19 protein-coding genes, 1 pseudogene and 1 riboswitch are annotated in these 16,060 nt (G+C 60.6%); of the genes and pseudogenes, 11 read left to right on the forward strand and 9 right to left on the reverse strand.

Going from position 1 to position 16,060, the window contains the following annotated elements; genetic code table 11:
* Positions 1-2 precede the first annotated feature (2 nt).
* Positions 3-1,055 (forward strand): histidinol-phosphate transaminase, encoded by a 1,053-nt coding sequence (hisC, locus tag ATI14_RS11810; RefSeq protein ID WP_016974276.1) that lies wholly within the window; start codon positions 3-5, stop codon positions 1,053-1,055.
* Positions 1,056-1,179: 124 nt separating this feature from the next.
* Here hisC and ATI14_RS11815 read toward each other — a convergent pair whose 3' ends face one another.
* Complete coding sequence (locus ATI14_RS11815; RefSeq protein WP_016974275.1) at positions 1,180-2,454, reverse strand: uracil-xanthine permease family protein; 1,275 nt, start codon at positions 2,452-2,454, stop codon at positions 1,180-1,182.
* A gap of 2 nt (positions 2,455-2,456) precedes the next feature.
* A complete protein-coding gene (gene upp, locus ATI14_RS11820; RefSeq protein ID WP_016974274.1) occupies positions 2,457-3,095 on the reverse strand; it encodes a uracil phosphoribosyltransferase in 639 nt (212 codons plus the stop codon).
* A gap of 164 nt (positions 3,096-3,259) precedes the next feature.
* Between upp and ATI14_RS11825 the strand changes: the two genes are divergently transcribed.
* The 4 genes from ATI14_RS11825 (at position 3,260) to ATI14_RS11840 (ending at position 5,290) form a co-directional block, all read left to right on the forward strand.
* On the forward strand, positions 3,260-3,817 hold the full coding sequence (locus ATI14_RS11825; protein ID WP_016974273.1) for a hypoxanthine-guanine phosphoribosyltransferase: 558 nt from the start codon (positions 3,260-3,262) through the stop codon (positions 3,815-3,817).
* Between the two features lie 3 nt (positions 3,818-3,820).
* On the forward strand, positions 3,821-4,288 hold the full coding sequence (locus ATI14_RS11830) for a WbuC family cupin fold metalloprotein (protein WP_016974272.1): 468 nt from the start codon (positions 3,821-3,823) through the stop codon (positions 4,286-4,288).
* A 37-nt stretch (positions 4,289-4,325) separates the two neighbouring features.
* Positions 4,326-4,811, forward strand: coding sequence for a hypothetical protein (locus ATI14_RS11835; RefSeq protein ID WP_080520113.1), 486 nt, complete (start codon positions 4,326-4,328; stop codon positions 4,809-4,811).
* 191 nt (positions 4,812-5,002) lie between these two features.
* Complete coding sequence (locus ATI14_RS11840; protein ID WP_017254492.1) at positions 5,003-5,290, forward strand: PA4642 family protein; 288 nt, start codon at positions 5,003-5,005, stop codon at positions 5,288-5,290.
* Positions 5,291-5,359: 69 nt separating this feature from the next.
* Here ATI14_RS11840 and mqo read toward each other — a convergent pair whose 3' ends face one another.
* Entirely contained in the window at positions 5,360-6,868 is a 1,509-nt protein-coding gene (gene mqo, locus ATI14_RS11845; protein WP_080520114.1) for a malate dehydrogenase (quinone), read from the reverse strand.
* A 730-nt stretch (positions 6,869-7,598) separates the two neighbouring features.
* Positions 7,599-7,832 carry a hypothetical protein gene (locus ATI14_RS11850; protein ID WP_016974268.1) on the reverse strand — a complete coding sequence of 78 codons (234 nt, stop codon included), beginning with the start codon at positions 7,830-7,832 and terminating at the stop codon, positions 7,599-7,601.
* A 182-nt stretch (positions 7,833-8,014) separates the two neighbouring features.
* Between ATI14_RS11850 and ATI14_RS11855 the strand changes: the two genes are divergently transcribed.
* Positions 8,015-8,599 (forward strand): YajG family lipoprotein, encoded by a 585-nt coding sequence (locus tag ATI14_RS11855; protein ID WP_016974267.1) that lies wholly within the window; start codon positions 8,015-8,017, stop codon positions 8,597-8,599.
* Between the two features lie 60 nt (positions 8,600-8,659).
* Here ATI14_RS11855 and ATI14_RS11860 read toward each other — a convergent pair whose 3' ends face one another.
* Entirely contained in the window at positions 8,660-8,869 is a 210-nt protein-coding gene (locus tag ATI14_RS11860) for a hypothetical protein (protein ID WP_017138216.1), read from the reverse strand.
* Between the two features lie 183 nt (positions 8,870-9,052).
* Between ATI14_RS11860 and ATI14_RS11865 the strand changes: the two genes are divergently transcribed.
* Entirely contained in the window at positions 9,053-9,310 is a 258-nt protein-coding gene (locus tag ATI14_RS11865) for a hypothetical protein (RefSeq protein ID WP_016974266.1), read from the forward strand.
* Positions 9,311-9,431: 121 nt separating this feature from the next.
* On the opposite strand, the gene ATI14_RS11870 is transcribed toward ATI14_RS11865, so the two are convergent.
* A complete protein-coding gene (locus ATI14_RS11870) occupies positions 9,432-10,595 on the reverse strand; it encodes a 1-acyl-sn-glycerol-3-phosphate acyltransferase (protein ID WP_026083047.1) in 1,164 nt (387 codons plus the stop codon).
* 131 nt (positions 10,596-10,726) lie between these two features.
* Here ATI14_RS11870 and ATI14_RS11875 point away from each other — a divergent pair, with 131 nt between their 5' ends.
* From ATI14_RS11875 to ATI14_RS11885, 3 genes are read left to right on the forward strand one after another with little or no spacing between them, the layout of a single operon-like run.
* Positions 10,727-10,909 (forward strand): CPXCG motif-containing cysteine-rich protein, encoded by a 183-nt coding sequence (locus ATI14_RS11875; RefSeq protein WP_016974264.1) that lies wholly within the window; start codon positions 10,727-10,729, stop codon positions 10,907-10,909.
* Between the two features lie 11 nt (positions 10,910-10,920).
* Positions 10,921-11,181 (forward strand): putative signal transducing protein, encoded by a 261-nt coding sequence (locus tag ATI14_RS11880; RefSeq protein WP_016974263.1) that lies wholly within the window; start codon positions 10,921-10,923, stop codon positions 11,179-11,181.
* Positions 11,182-11,217: 36 nt separating this feature from the next.
* A complete protein-coding gene (locus tag ATI14_RS11885) occupies positions 11,218-11,838 on the forward strand; it encodes an SOS response-associated peptidase (RefSeq protein WP_016974262.1) in 621 nt (206 codons plus the stop codon).
* 97 nt (positions 11,839-11,935) lie between these two features.
* Here ATI14_RS11885 and ATI14_RS31995 read toward each other — a convergent pair whose 3' ends face one another.
* Together ATI14_RS31995 and ATI14_RS32000 are read right to left on the reverse strand one after the other, a co-directional pair.
* Positions 11,936-12,778, reverse strand: coding sequence for a methyl-accepting chemotaxis protein (locus ATI14_RS31995; RefSeq protein ID WP_370589236.1), 843 nt, complete (start codon positions 12,776-12,778; stop codon positions 11,936-11,938).
* Positions 12,779-12,793: 15 nt separating this feature from the next.
* Positions 12,794-14,074: pseudogene (locus ATI14_RS32000) on the reverse strand (methyl-accepting chemotaxis protein); the annotation flags it as partial.
* A 225-nt stretch (positions 14,075-14,299) separates the two neighbouring features.
* On the opposite strand from ATI14_RS32000, the gene ATI14_RS11895 reads away from it, so the two are divergent.
* Positions 14,300-15,118, forward strand: a complete 819-nt coding sequence (locus ATI14_RS11895) for a M48 family metallopeptidase (RefSeq protein ID WP_016974260.1) — start codon at positions 14,300-14,302, stop codon at positions 15,116-15,118.
* Positions 15,119-15,256: 138 nt separating this feature from the next.
* Here the strand turns inward: ATI14_RS11895 and ATI14_RS11905 are convergent, their stop codons facing one another.
* The gene (locus ATI14_RS11905) at positions 15,257-15,841 is read right to left on the reverse strand and encodes a TMEM165/GDT1 family protein (protein ID WP_016974259.1); all 585 of its coding nucleotides are present in this window, start codon (positions 15,839-15,841) and stop codon (positions 15,257-15,259) included.
* Between the two features lie 88 nt (positions 15,842-15,929).
* Positions 15,930-16,051, reverse strand: a riboswitch (yybP-ykoY riboswitch).
* Positions 16,052-16,060: the final 9 nt, after the last annotated feature.

Raw genomic sequence — 16,060 nt, forward strand, 5'->3', positions numbered from 1 at the left:
ACATGAGCAAATTCTGGAGCCCTTTCGTCAAGGACCTCGTGCCTTACGTACCGGGTGAACAACCGAAGCTGACCAAACTGGTCAAGCTCAACACCAACGAAAACCCCTACGGCCCGTCGCCAAAGGCACTGGCCGCGATGCAGGCCGAGTTGAACGACAACCTGCGCCTGTACCCGGACCCCAACAGCGACCTGCTCAAGCAGGCCGTGGCCAACTATTACGGCGTGGATGCCGGCAAAGTGTTCCTCGGCAACGGCTCGGATGAAGTGTTGGCGCACATCTTCCACGGTTTGTTTCAGCACGATTTGCCGCTGCTGTTCCCGGACATCAGCTACAGCTTCTACCCGGTTTACTGCGGCCTGTATGGCATTCAGTCGGACCCGGTGCCGCTGGACGAGCAGTTCCAGATCCGCGTTGCGGATTACGCCAAACCCAACGGCGGGATTATCTTCCCCAACCCGAACGCGCCGACGGGCTGTGTGCTGGCGCTGGACGCGGTGGAGCAGATCCTCAAAGCCAGCCCGGACTCGGTGGTGGTGGTCGATGAGGCCTATATCGATTTCGGTGGCGAAACCGCTATCAGCCTGGTGGATCGATACCCGAACCTGCTGGTGACCCAAACCCTGTCCAAATCGCGCTCACTGGCCGGTTTGCGTGTGGGCCTGGCCGTGGGCCACCCGGACCTGATCGAAGCGCTGGAGCGGGTCAAGAACAGCTTCAACTCCTATCCGCTGGATCGCCTGGCAATTGTCGGCGCAGCGGCGGCGTTCGAGGACCGTGAATACTTCGAGAAGACCTGCCGGCTGGTGATCGACAGCCGCAACACGCTGGTCGCTCAGCTTGAGGGCAAAGGCTTTGACGTGTTGCCGTCGGCCGCCAACTTCATCTTCGCCCGCCACCCACGGCACGACGCTGCCGGCCTGGCGGCGAAGTTGCGTGAGCAGGGTGTGATCGTGAGGCACTTCAAGCAGGAGCGGATTGCCCAGTTCCTGCGGATCAGCATCGGGACGCCGGAGCAGAACCAGGCGCTGATTGATGGCCTTGGCGAGCTTTAAATACCACTGAAGTAAAATGTGGGAGCTGGCTTGCCTGCGATAGCGGTGTATCAAACGACACATATGTCGACTGTTACACTGGTATCGCAGGCAAGCCAGCTCCCACACTGATTTGCGCAGGCAGTTAGATCAACGGCTCGTCAGACTTCTTGTTCTTCCAGCCATCGTTGCCCGGCAGCAGCAGGTTCAAACCAATCGCTACCACCGCACACAGGGCGATGCCCTTGAGGCCGAAATCATCCGGGCCGGTGCCGGTGCCGACCAGCACGCCGCCAATCCCGAACACCAGCGTCACCGACACAATCACCAGGTTGCGCGCTTCACCCAGGTCGATCTTGTGGCGAATCAGCGTGTTCATGCCCACCGCTGCAATCGAGCCGAACAGCAGGCACAGAATCCCGCCCATCACCGGCACCGGAATGCTCTGCAGCAACGCGCCGAACTTGCCGATAAACGCCAGGCTGATGGCAAAGATGGCCGCCCAGGTCATGATTTTCGGGTTGTAGTTCTTGGTCAGCATTACTGCGCCCGTCACTTCGGCGTAGGTAGTGTTCGGCGGACCACCAAACAGGCCGGCGGCCGTGGTGGCGATGCCGTCGCCCAGCAGGGTGCGATGCAGGCCGGGCTTCTTCAGGTAGTCGCGACCGGTCACGCTGCCCACTGCAATTACACCGCCGATATGTTCGATCGCCGGGGCCAGGGCTACCGGGACGATAAACAAGATGGCCTGCCAGTTGAACTCCGGCGCGGTGAAGTGGGGCAGGGCGAACCAGGGCGCTGCGGCGATCTTCGCCGTGTCGACTACGCCGAAGTAGAACGACATGGCAAAACCCACCAGTACGCCGGAAATGATCGGCACCAGGCGGAAAATGCCTTTGCCGAACACGGCCACGATCAACGTGGTCAGCAGCGCCGGCATCGAAATCATCATCGCCGTCTGGTAATGAATCAGCTCGCTGCCGTCGCCGGCTTTACCCATCGCCATGTTGGCGGCAATCGGTGCCATGGCCAGGCCGATGGAGATGATCACCGGGCCGATCACCACCGGCGGCAGCAGCCGGTCGATGAAACCGGTGCCCTTGATCTTCACCGCCAGGCCCAGGAACGTGTAAACGAAACCGGCCGCCATCACCCCGCCCATGGTCGCGGCGAGGCCGAACTGGCCCTTGGCGAGAATGATCGGGGTAATGAAGGCAAAGCTCGACGCCAGGAAAACCGGCACCTGCCGGCCTGTCACCAGCTGGAACAGCAACGTGCCCAGGCCTGCGGTAAACAGTGCAACGTTTGGATCAAGACCTGTGATCAGCGGCATCAACACCAGCGCGCCAAATGCCACGAAGAGCATTTGTGCGCCAGACAGGATCTGGCGCCAAAGCGGGTCGTTGAATTCATCCTGCATGTTCACGCGTCCTTCTGCTTGGTGCCGAAGATCTTGTCTCCGGCGTCGCCCAGGCCCGGGATGATGTAGCCGTGCTCGTTGAGTCGCTCATCGATGGACGCGGTGTAGATCTGCACGTCCGGGTGGGCCTTCTCGACGGTAGCGATGCCTTCGGGCGCGGCGACCAGCACCATGGCGCGGATGTCCCGGCAGCCGGCTTTTTTCAGCAGGTCGATGGTGGCAACCATGGAGCTGCCGGTGGCCAGCATCGGGTCGATGATCATCGCCAGGCGCTCGTCGATTTCCGGAACGAGTTTTTCCAGATACGTGTGGGCTTCCAGCGTCTCTTCATTGCGGGCTACGCCCACGGCGCTGACCTTGGCGCCCGGGATCAGGCTGAGCACGCCTTCGAGCATGCCGATACCGGCGCGCAGGATAGGCACCACGGTGATTTTCTTGCCGGCAATTTTTTCCACTTGAACGGGACCGGCCCAACCGGGGATCTCGTAGGTTTCAAGCGGCAAATCCTTGGTGGCTTCGTAAGTGAGCAGCGCTCCGACTTCCTGAGCAAGCTCACGGAAATTCTTGGTGCTGATGTCGGCACGGCGCATAAGGCCGAGTTTGTGTCGGATCAGCGGGTGGCGGATCTCGCGAGTGGGCATGGGAAAGGCTCCGGCGGCGGGCAAAAAAACCGGCCTAGATTAATCTATCCGAGGGTGTTGTCCTATAGACATCTAGTACGTTAGTCCATTAAGGCTTGCCCGGAGCGCACGAGAAGCGTACCTTCGCCCGCTTTTCTTGCCACAGCACCCCCTTGGAGAGCGCCATGTCCGCTGATCTTGAGCATATCCGTCAAATCATGCGTGAGGCTGACTGCCTGTACACCGAAGCGCAAGTCGAAGCAGCGATCGCCGAGGTCGGCGCACACATTACCCGCGAAATGGCCGACACCAACCCGGTGGTCTTCTGTGTGATGAACGGTGGCCTGATCTTCGCCGGCAAATTGCTGACCCATCTGCAATTCCCGCTGGAAGCGTCCTACCTGCACGCCACGCGCTACCGCAATGAAACCAGCGGCGGCGACCTGTTCTGGAAAGCCAAGCCCGAAGTCTCGTTCATCGACCGCGACGTGCTGATCATCGACGACATTCTCGACGAAGGTCATACCCTGGGCGCGATCATCGACTTCTGCAAACACGCGGGTGCGCGTAAAGTGCACACCGCTGTGTTGATCGACAAAGACCACAACCGCAAAGCGCGCCCGGACCTGAAAGCCGATTACGTCGGCTTGCCCTGCATCGACCGTTACATCTTCGGTTATGGCATGGATTACAAAGGCTACTGGCGCAACGCCAACGGTATCTACGCTGTTAAAGGGATGTAATTCATGACCCGCTTTCTTGATCAGACGCTGTTTACCGAGTTGGCCGAGAAAGCGGCTGCCAGCCCCCGTGGCCGGCACCACCACAACTTCCATCAGATGGAAGAGCCGTGCCACCGCCTGGCCGTTGGCCTGCAACCCGACACCTACGTGCCACCCCATCGCCACCTGAGCGCCGACAAGGCGGAAACCCTGCTGGTGCTCAAAGGCAGCCTGGGCTTGCTGGTGTTCAGCGACACCGGCGAGGTGCTGGCCAAGCGCGTCATGCAGGCGGGCGGGGAATGCTCGGGTGTCGATCTGCCGCCAGGTGTGTTCCATGGCCTGGTGGTGCTCGAGCCCGACACCGTGATGTTCGAGTGCAAGGCCGGGCCCTACCGCGCAGTCGGCCCGGGCGAAATGGCTGAATGGGCGCCGCGCGAGGGCGATGCCGAAGTGGCGGAGTACCAGCGCTGGATGCTTGCCCAGTTCGATTGAGCTACAGTGCTCGGCCAGTCTTCCCACGGAGCGGCCCATGAGCCTGTTGAAATGCATTTGCGCCGCCCTGGCGTTGACTCTCAGCCTGCCGCTGGCGGCTGCGCCGGCGGTGATGCACAGCCAGTTTTTGCCGCCGGACGATCTGACCCTGCGCGCCGAAACCCCTGACCAGCAACAATTGCTGCAAGTCACCGCGTACGCGGTGGTGGTGGGCAATCAGCGCCAATCCATGCAACAACCCATCCCGGTGACTTCGCCGCTGATCATCCGCCTCAAGGGCAAGCCCCTGAACAAAGGCGCGAGCATCGCCCAGGTGGTGCTCAACTTCGACGCCGAAAGCAAAAGCCTGAAAAAGCCCGCCTTTGATGACGCCAGCAAAACCCTGACCCTGTCCTATCCGGTGGCGCAGTACCGTGTGATTGTTGACTTGCTGCGCAATGAAACCGTGTACGTACAGTTCCTGAGCTACGCTAATGGGCATATTTGGGCAGATCTGCATACCGGTGCCGTGCGCGCTAAATAGTGAGGCCACAGATAGCCTAATGTGGGAGCTGGCTTGCCTGCGATGGCGGTGCATCAGTGACAATCAGGCCAACTGATCCACCGCCATCGCAGGCAAGCCAGCTCCCACAGGCGTGTTTGGTTGTTTTCGAAGGTGGTGTCCGGCAGGTAGACTTCCAGTCCCGTGAAAATGTCTGCAGGCTGGAGTCGGTAATGCGTAAAGATAAAAAACAGGTGATTGGCGACGAGATCGGCGACGATCAGATCAAGTTGTTCCTGGACTTCGAGCCGGTTGATGCGACTTCCCCGTCCCTGCACAAATTGATCAAGGCTTACCGTGGCCTGCGTATCGACGATTTCGAGCGCTTCCTGGGCTTTTTCAAGGACGCCGGCCTGGACCTCGACGGCAAGGACGAGCATGGCCAGACCTTCGTCGACCTGATCAAGGACCAGCGCAACGCGGACGAGTACATCGAACTGATCGAAAACGCTCGCGGCTGATTTTCCGAGACTTAAAAAAACGCCCCGCTCTCAGGTTGAGAGCGGGGCGTTTTTTATTGCATCAAGGCCTCAAGCGTAGCTTTCAGTCTCGGCAGCAGGCGCAACCAGCTCCAGGCTGATGTTGTTCTGCGTGTTGATCTTGCGGTACAGCTCGGCATCCGTTTCCAGGACTTTTTCACGCGCCGGGAAGATCTCGTGCAGCTTGGCTGCCCACTCGCCCGCAGCTTTTGCCGGGAAGCACTTCTCGATCAGTTCCAGCATGATCGAAACGGTCACCGAAGCACCCGGGGACGCGCCCAGCAGCGCGGCCAGCGAGCCGTCCTTGGCCGCGACCAGTTCGGTGCCGAATTGCAGCACGCCGCCTTTTTTCGGGTCTTTCTTGATGATCTGCACGCGCTGACCGGCCACTTCCAGACGCCAGTCTTCGGCTTTCGCTTCGGGGTAGAAACGGCGCAGGGACTCCAGACGTTGCTCCATGGACTGGCGCACTTCGCTGACGAGGTACTTGGTCAGGTCCATGTTGTCGCGCGCCACCGCCAGCATCGGGCCGATGTTGCCGGCGCGAATCGACATGGGCAGGTCAAGGAACGAGCCGTGCTTGAGGAACTTGGTGGTGAAACCGGCGTATGGCCCGAACAGCAGGGACTTCTTGCCATCCACCACGCGGGTGTCCAGGTGGGGCACCGACATCGGCGGCGAACCCACGGCGGCCTGGCTATAGACCTTGGCCTGGTGGTGCTTGACCACTTCCGGGTTGTCGCAACGCAGCCACTGGCCGCTGACCGGGAAGCCGCCAAACCCCTTGCTTTCTTCGATACCCGACGCTTGCAGCAGCGGCAGGGCCGCGCCACCGGCGCCGAGGAATACGAACTTGGCATCCACTTCACGGCTGTTGCCGCTGTTGACGTCCTTGATGCTCACGGTCCAGCCGGCACCGTTACGCTTCAAGCCGGTCACACGCTTGCAGTACTTGACCTGGGCGTCGGGCGAACTGGTCAGGTGGTTCAGCAGTTGATTGGTCAGTGCGCCGAAATTAACGTCGGTGCCGTTCATGACGCGGGTCGCCGCGATTTTTTCGTCGAGCGGGCGGCCCGGCATCATCAGCGGCATCCACTCGGCCATCTCGCTGCGGTCTTCGGTGTAGTGCATGTCCGAAAACGCGTGGTGCTGGCTGAGGGATTCAAAACGTTTCTTGAGGAAGGACACGCCTTTTTCGCCCTGCACGAAGCTCAGGTGCGGCACCGGGCTGATAAAGGATTTGGACGAGCCAAAGGTGCCTTTTTTGGTCAGGTACGCCCAGAACTGCTTCGACACCTCGAACTGGGTGTTGATATGCACGGCTTTTTTGATATCGATGGAGCCTTCGGCGGCCTGGGGCGTGTAGTTCAGCTCACACAGCCCGGCGTGGCCGGTACCGGCGTTGTTCCACGGGTTGGAACTTTCCGCGGCACCCGAATCCATCAGCTCAACGACTTCCAGCTTGAGGCCGGGGTCGAGCTCTTTGAGCAATACGGCCAGGGTGGCACTCATGATGCCGGCCCCTACCAGTACTACGTCGACTGCTTCGTTATGCGCCATTTAACGCGTCTCCAAAATCTGCAGCACCAAATTGACGGCATGGCTGCCAGGAGTGACGGGGCGGTTCACGTGTTGCCCCAGGTTACCCATGGCCAGGATCGCCATGTCCGGTTCTTCGCAATTTTTTTGCAACTTCAGCGCACGCTTCCTGCCGGGCTAATCTGCCTATGAACGCATTCATGGGCGCCTGTGGCAATTCGACTTATGGTCAAAGCGTGCAATTCGTGCAACCAAATCCGTAGCGGACAGGCTTCAAGCTCCGGTTTTTGAGGAGTACTCGGTCCTGTGTGGTTGGGCTGTTCCAGACGCTGATGGTGCTTGTACAAACGCCAAACTATTCATTTGCTCGCCACACTCTTGTGAAGTTGTGAAAACCCGTTTTTTCACGCTCTTTTGAAGACGTGAACCTCAAAAAAGGGCTGCCCCAGCCTGGCACCTGGCCCGCGACGCCTGCCGACACGCGGCAATACGGGCAAACAACACAAGTGGCCGAGCGCAATGGCAGCTCTGGCAGATTCGGTAAAGAGGGAGGGTTTGCAATCAAAACAGCAAGCACGCCAGCTTCACTCGATCTGTGTGGGCGGCTCTCTGTGGGCGGTTGGGTGGCTAATGCCGAGGCATTAACGATGCTGCGAGGCCCGATCAGGAGACGTCCTTATAATCGGGGGGAGATTGTAGCGAAGAACGCCAGAGAAATGGGCGTGTTTTATGACTTTTATTAGTGCTTTGGTCAGGAGGCCAACGCATGTTGCGGCTGCGCGTGAGCGACCTGCGTAATGACGCGGGCGCTGGACGGCAGCGGGCGGTGCATCCAGCCCAAATGAGCCTCGGTGACTTCCACCCAACCATCACCGACAGGCGGCAGGCCGCATTGCTTGAATGCCAGGCAGTGGCCGTGGTTGTCGAGCAGGGCATAGTGGCGAAGGCGAGCGTTTGGCATGAACAGCGATTTGAGAAGGCGCATGGCTTTGTACCTGTTACGTTACATGCTTGAAGGTTGCCAGTGTGCCATGACATTGAAATGACGGATTTATGCGAAATTGTAATTCGGCCGGCCCTTCAGCCGCCGTTCAGGATCGCTGGTGGCTGGCGCGCGTGCACCGTTATACTGGCGGCCTGTTTGCATCTAGTCCTGGAGAAATGAGTATGTTGCAACGCCTGTTGTTCGGTTTGATCACTGTGACCAGTTTGACCCTGGTTGGCTGCGCCAACAGCCCGCAACAACTCAGCCCGCAACCGAAAGTCACCGCGCAGCTGGCGCCTGTCGGCCACGGCCAGCCGGTGTCGGTGCGTGTGGTGGACGGTCGCCCGTCGCCAACCCTGGGTTCCCGTGGCGGCCTGTACCCTGAAACCGCGCTGATTTCGGTGACGGGTCAGGACGTACTGCCCAAACTGCAGGCCCAGGCCGAAGCTGCCGTACGCCTGCTGGGCTTCACCCCGGCCAACTCGCCGGGCGCGCCACAGTTGACCATCACCCTGGCGGAACTGAAGTATCAGTCGCCCAAAGAAGGCCTGTACGTGACTGAAGCGTCCATCGGCGCCACGTTCAAGTCCGACGTCAGTGCCGGTACCCGTCGCTACAGCGGCCGCTACGGTGCTTCGCTGAACCAGCGCTTCGGTATGTCGCCGAATGAGGAAACCAATACCAAGCTCGTCAGCGACGTGTTGAGTGACGCGCTGACCCGCCTGTTCAAAGACCCGAGCATCGGTCAGTTGCTCAGCTCCCAGTAAGCGTCAGCCAACAAAAAACCGGGCTCAGTGATGAGCCCGGTTTTTTTGTGCCTGTAGCCTTCATGCAGCCGTTTCGACATAAAAGTCCAGCACACTCACCCCCGTGAGCAAGTCCAGCTCCGGCAGGTCGGCATGCTGATGCCCGCCGAGTGCGCAATACACCAACCAGTGGCGGTCCTGGACGTTGAAGGCAAGGCCTCCAACCAGTGCTTCCTGCTCATCGTTTTGGGCGATCAGGTACAGCCGATCCTGGTTTTGCGCGTGCAACATGACAAGCTCCCGAGCGTTCGAAGGGCAACAGAGTGGCTTGTTAAGGTGACGTTCAGGTGACGCTGTAAATTACTGGATACATTAAGCGTACTTGGGGGACGGAGCTATTCAGGCGCAGGACGCCACTATCGTTCAGGTTTGTATCTGAATCGATACCAGAACACTGATTGACCGAGGTTTGCGATGGCGATGCCCGCACTGCTCATTAACGCTGTAGCTTTATTGGTGGCCTGCCCGGGCGCAGCCCTGCTGTTTATCACCCGCCTGCGCGAGCAGCGCGCAATCGCCGACCTGACCGCCCAAAGCGAAGATCGCGCGATCGACCAACCCATGTTGTTTCTGGATGTGCGCATCGAACGAGCGCATCGACTGGCCTACCGCGTAGGGTTCGCCTGCCTCGGCCTGGCACTGGCCACTTCCTGGCTCAGCACCCACCTCTAAACAACCTCACCAAACAACTGTGGGAGCTGGCTTGCCTGCGATAGCGGTGGTTAAGTCACTGATGTGCTGAATGACACATTGCTATCGCAGGCAAGCCAGCTCCCACCGTTTGATTCGGTGCTTACAGGGGGATCCCGGCCTTCACCCGGTATTGATTGCGCACCGGCGTTGCATACTGCACCACCAGGTACGGGCGGTGCTCCGATGGGCACTCATTCAAGCGCCGCTCCCACTCCGCTTTGGCCTTGGCCAATTCATCCGCCGGGAACATTTCGGCCGCCGTCGGCACCTGCAATTGCGGGTCGGCGTCGGCCCATTGTGCGTACGCCAGGTAATGCACCGGGAACAACCGATAACCGCCGAGAATCTGCCGGTCCATTTCCACGGCCAGCAGCTTGGTGTCTTCGAAGCGTTCGGTGATGGGCGGTGCGAAGTTCACATGCACGCGACCCTTGTAGCCGGTGATGCCCAGCGCAATGCTCACGTCGTCTTCGCCCGGTGCCTTGCTGTAGGTGCCGGTAGTGGCGCGGATGTACAGCTCGCGGGCCTTGGCCGAATCACACGGATCGTACTCGTAGCTGATGGACACCGGCGTCAGGTTCAGCGACTGGATCACCTCGGCAAACGGCTCGTCCTTGCGGCTGACGTGGAACATTTTGAGGATCGCCGACTCGGTGCGGTCATCCCCGTCCTTGGCGCGGCCTTCGGCCTGGGCAATCCAGATGGAAGCGCCGTCGTTGCGGATCGAATGGTTGATATAGGCCGACAGCAACTGGTACGCCGCCATCTTCTCTTTGCGCCCGGTGATCGAGCGGTGCACGATAAAACTCTTGTTCAGGCGCATCAGGTCGCTGACAAACGGCTTTTGCAGCAGGTTGTCGCCGATAGCGATGCGGGGCGTCGGCAGGCCGGCGTGGTACACGGCGTAGTTGACGAAGGCCGGGTCCATCACGATGTCGCGGTGGTTGGCCAGAAACAGGTAGGCGGTGCCGGACTTGAGCTGTTCGACGCCGGTGTAGGTCACGCCGTCGGTCGCGCGGTCAATGGTGTGGTCGACGTAATACTCGACTTTGTCCTGCAGCGTGGCGACGGTGGTGACGCCGGCGAACTCGCGGCGCAGCTTGCGGGCGATCATCGGCTTGAGCAGCCAGCCCAGGGCGCCGGCAAAGCGCGGGAAGCGGAAGTGGGTCAGGATGTCCAGAAAGGCCTTGTCACTGAACAGGCGTGCCAGCACTGCCGGGACTTCGCTGTCGTTGTAAGGTCGGATGGTATCGAATTCGCCCATCATGCTCTCTTGTTAGAAACGGCTAGGGTAAGTAAAGGAAATATCAGGGTGCGGCCGCAATATTGGCTCTGCCGTGAATAGCCCTGTAAATAGACCGGCGATTATACGCACAAGTCACCTGGGAGACCGCGATGCTGGAAACCGACTCGTACGATTGTCCTTATTGTGGTGAGCCCGCCGAGGCGGTATTGGATCTTTCCGGCGGCGATCAGTCATACATAGAAGACTGCCCGGTGTGTTGCCGGCCGATTATTTTCGATCTGCAGGTGCATGGCGATGAATGGATGCTGAACGTGCGCAGCGAGAACGAGTGACAGGTACGCCCATGCTGCGAATCTACGAACCGGAAAACCTGATGGAAGGCGAGCTGCTGCAGCAAATGCTCGCCAGCGAGGGCATCGAAGCGCACCTGGTGGGCCGGCATTTGCTGGGCGGCACCGGCGAGTTGCCGATTTTCGGCTTGCTGGGCCTCGAGGTGGATAACGACCGCGCCGCCTACGCCCGCGAGCTGATTACCGCCTATATCGGCGCGCAGCCCGTGCCCGGCGACGAACCCGACAGCTTCCCCGACGTGCTGGTCTGTTAGGCTGTCGGTCGGTTTACCTGAGAGTCGTGTTGCCCCATGTGTGGACGTTATGCCCTGTTTCGCTGGAACCCCGCCTTTGCTGCCTTGCCGGGCTTTCCGGCCGACCAGCAGGCCCAGTGGAACATCTCCCCCAATGATTCGGTGCTGATCCAGCGCGTCGTCGACGGTCAGCGCACGCTGGCCCGCGCCCGTTGGGGCCTGACGCCGCCCTGGCTGACAGACCTTTCCCGTACCCCGGCCCACGCCCGCGCTGAAACCCTTGCCGAGCAACCCATGTTTCGCGAAGCGTTCCGCCAGCGCCGCTGCCTGCTACCGGCCAACGGGTTTTACGAATGGCGCGGCACCCAGCGCAAACGCCCTTACTGGCTGACACCAGAGGAGGGCTCCACGTTGTTTTTTGCGGCGATCTGGGAGGCCTATCCGGTGCAGGAGCAGGTGTGGTTGAGCACGGCGGTGGTGACTCAAGCCGCGCAGAATCAGCGGCGGCCGTTGATTCTGGATGCGGCGGGGCAGGCGGCCTGGTTGAACCCGGAAACACCGTTGCATGTGTTGCAGGGCTTGTTGGCCAGCGAACCCACCGCGTTGCGCGAGCGGGTGCTGGCCAATATGGTCAATGATCCCAAGCTCAATGGGCCGGAGTGCCTGACCCCGGCTTAGCGCTGAGTCCATTGGCCTCATCGCAGGCAAGCCAGCTCCCACCTTTGATGTGTGAATGCATTCAAAGGTGGGAGCTGGCTTGCCTGCGATGGCGGCCTCAAACCTTGAATTGATTGATCAACCGCCGCTGCTGCTCCGCCAGTTTGGTCAGGTCCGCACTGGCCGCGCTGGACTCATCCGCGCCGCCCGCCACTTCGTTGGCCACCTGGCCGATATTGATGACGTTGCGGTTGATGTCCTCGGCCACCGCGCTCTGCTCCTCGGCGGCGCTGGCAATCTGGGTGTTCATGTCGTTGATCACCGACACCGCCTGAGTGATGGTTTCCAGCGCCTGCGCCGCCTTGGCCGCGTGCTGCACGCTTTCATCGGTGCGGTTCTGGCTGTCTTCCATCACCCGCACCACGTCCCGCGTGCCTTGTTGCAGTTGCTGGATCATCGTCTGGATTTCTTCGGTAGCCTTCTGGGTTTTTTGCGCCAGGTTGCGCACTTCATCGGCCACCACGGCAAAACCACGGCCTTGCTCGCCCGCCCGCGCGGCTTCGATGGCGGCGTTGAGGGCCAGCAGGTTGGTCTGCTCGGCAATCCCGCGGATGGCCGTGAGGATCGCGTTGATGTTCTCGCTGTCCTTGGCCAGGGTCTGCACCACGCCCACAGCCTTGCCGATTTCCTCGGCGAGGGCGCCGATGGAGGTGGAGGTGTCGCGCACAATACGCATGCCTTGGCTCGCCGCCTGGTCGGCATGGCTGGCGGCTTGGGCGGCCTGGGTGGCGTTGCGCGCAACGTCTTGCGCGGTGGCGGTCATCTCGTGCACGGCGGTGGCCACCTGATCGATTTCCACCATCTGCTTATGCACGCCCTGGTTGGTACGAATCGCGATGTCGGCCGTGTGCTCCGACGAGTCGCTGACCTTCTGCACCGAGCTCACCACTTGGGTAATCATGCCCTGCAGCTTGATCAGAAAGGTGTTGAAGCCGCTGGCAATCGCGCCCAATTCATCGGCGCGGTCACTGGTGAGGCGGCGCGTGAGATCGCCTTCGCCCTGGGCGATGTCATTGAGCATGGCCACCATCTGCTTGAGCGGGCGGGCGATGCCGTGACCCACCAGCCAGATCACCAGCAAACCGAGGCCGGCGATCAACAGGCCAGCCACGGTCATGCCAAAGGTGTCGGTTTTGCGCTGGGCCTGCAGGTCGGCCTGAAGTTTCTGCGAGTCGGCCATCACCGCGCTCAGCGGCAGTTGCAGCATCAGGGTCCAGCGCGCTTCGGCCTGGCCGATGCTGAAGGGCAGGAACAGCTCGATATGCCCGTGCTCCTTGTCGATGTCGTAGCGCACTTCGCCGGCTTTGAGCTGGTTCAGGTTGGCCAGCTCATTGCTGTCGAGCAGGTCGCTGGCTTTTTCACCCAGTTTGCTGGCGTCTTTGGTGTAGGCCACCAGACGGCCGTTGCTGGAGATCAGGGCCAGTTCACCGGCGCCGTTGTAGAGGTTCTGGTCGGCGTGGGTGAGCATTTCCTGAATGAAGTTCACCGACAGGTCGGCGCCGACAATTCCCTGGAAGGTGCCGTTGATCATGATCGGCTCGATGAACGAGGCCAGCATGACCATGGCGTTGCCGACCTTGTAGGGCGCCGGGTCGATGGCGCAGGGTTTGCTGGTTTCCTTGGAGCACAGGTAGTACTCGCTGGCGCGTACGCCGGTGGAGAGGATTGTCTGGTCGTTGACGTCGGCGAGCTTGTCCAGGCCCAGGCTGCCATCGGCGTTGCGGTACCACCAAGGCAGGAAGCGGCCGTCGGTGCCCATGCCGACAATCGGGCTGTTTACGTAGGCGGCGTCATTGTGGTCGATGGCGTTGGGTTCCCAGCCGATATAAGCGCCGAGGATTTTCGGGTTGCGCACCACGGTTTCGTGCAGCAGGTTGATCAGTTGCTCGCGGCCGATCTGCAAGGCCGGCTCGCCCTTGGCGTCTTTCATGCCGAGCAGGGCGTTGGCGGTGGCCAGGCCTTTGGCGGTGACCAGAGGCGCTTCGAGTTCGCGCTGGATCAGCGTGGCCTGGGTTTGCGCCAGAGTGGTCAGGCGCTGCTCGATGATTTGCTCGAACTGCGCCTGGGTGCGGTCCTGCACCATCTCCTGGGTGCGCGCGCCGGCAAACAAGGCGTAGAGCACCAGCACCGCGACCACACTCAGCACGATGGCCCCGGTGAGTGCCGCGACAGAAAACTGAATCGACTTGAATTTCATGAAAGCTCCGAACGCAGGGCGAGAGTGGCTGCTTTTTTATATCGGCCACGGCGTGCGCAGGCTTAAGCTTTGTCCTACAAAATAATGGGCGGTGTCGCGGATGGGCAGTTGGTCGCCGCTCCGGGTGTGGGATGTATCTGAAATTCGATGGCTACACGTCCTTTGTGTCTGGCGCTGATACAAACGACCGCCTACGATACGCGCCATGTTTTCAGGGAGAGCGTCATGAAGAAGTCATTGACCATCAGTGCATTGGTTGCAGCGATGCTGCTGGCGGGTTGCCAGTCGGTAAATACCACCAGCGGCGGCGCCGTTGGGGTTGAGCGCAAGCAGTACATGTTCAGCATGCTGTCGAGCCAGGAAGTCGACCAAATGTACGCCCAGTCCTATCAACAGACATTGGGTGAGGCCAGTGGCAAAGGCCTGGTGGACAAAACCAGTGCCAACGCCAAACGCGTTCAGGCAATTGCCAACCGCCTGATCGCCCAGGCACCGACGTTCCGCCCGGATGCGGCGCAGTGGAGGTGGGAGGTGAACCTGATCAAAAGCGACGAGATGAACGCCAACTGCGGGCCAGGCGGCAAAATCTTTGTGTACAGCGCGCTGATCGACAACCTCAAGCTCACCGATGACGAATTGGCCGCCGTCATGGGCCATGAAATTGCCCACGCCTTGCGCGAGCACGGGCGCGAGGCCATGTCCAAAGCGTACGGCATCCAGATGGCGAAACAGGGCGCCGGTGCCTTGTTCGGCTTGGGCCAGGACAGCATGGCGCTCGCCGACACGGTGGCAAACTACGGCATGACCTTGCCCAACAGCCGTGCCAACGAAAACGAAGCCGACCTGATCGGCCTGGAGCTGTCGGCCCGTGCCGGTTACAACCCGAACGCGGCCATCACGTTGTGGAACAAGATGGCCAAGGCTTCGGAAGGCGCACCGCCGGAGTTCATGAGCACGCACCCGGCGTCCGACAGCCGGATCGCCTCGTTGCAGGCGGCGATTCCAAAGGTGATGCCGCTCTACCAGCAGGCCAAAAAATCCTGACCTTATGAAGATCCAAGGTGGGAACTGGCGTGTGTGGGAGCTGGCTTGCCTGCGATAGCATCAACCGGGTCTGCCTGAAATACCGAGGTGTCTGCATCGCAGGCAAGCCAGCTCCCACATTGGGTTGGGTTTAGAGGTTTAAATCCAGCCGCTGCTCTGCATGGCCTTGTAAACCGCCACCACCGCCAGCACGAAAAACGCCGTCGCCGCCAGCCGGCGAATCAGGGTCAATGGCAGTTTCTCGGCGGCAAAATTTCCCGCCAGAACCACCGGCACGTTGGCAATCAGCATGCCCAGCGTGGTCCCGATAATCACCAGCCACAGCTCCGGGTATTGCGCCGCGAGCATCACCGTGGCGATCTGGGTCTTGTCACCGATTTCCGCGAGGAAGAACGCGATCAGCGTGGTCAAAAACGGCCCGAACTTGCGCGTGGTGCTGGCTTCGTCATCATCGAGTTTGTCGGGCACCAGGGTCCACAAGGCCGTGGCGCAGAAGCTCGCCGCGAGAATCCAGTGCAACACCGCATCCGAGAAGAAGCTTCCGAACCAGGCCCCCACGGCACCGGCCGCCGCATGGTTGGCCAGGGTCGCGGCGACGATGCCGGCGATGATCGGCCAGGGTTTGCGAAAGCGGGCGGCAAGGATGAGCGCGAGCAGTTGCGTCTTGTCGCCGATTTCGGCCAAGGCAACGATTGCGGTAGGTACGAGTAATGAATCCAGCATCAGGTAGGTTTCCAGGGGCGGGTCGACACGGCTATGACACGTACAGCCTTCCCGCCCCGGGTAAGGTGTGCGTGTCATAGGTCTTGTCAAACCCCGGTCCGTCTGTGCGGACTCCTGGGTCGCATACGCCATGGTCTGCTGACCAAGTATGTTGACGTATGCCGGACGAGCGTGGCGCTCGTGGGAGACTACTCCCCTAGGACGGAGCGGATTCTGCCT

This window comes from Pseudomonas tolaasii NCPPB 2192 (assembly GCF_002813445.1).
GTDB lineage: Bacteria > Pseudomonadota > Gammaproteobacteria > Pseudomonadales > Pseudomonadaceae > Aquipseudomonas > Aquipseudomonas tolaasii.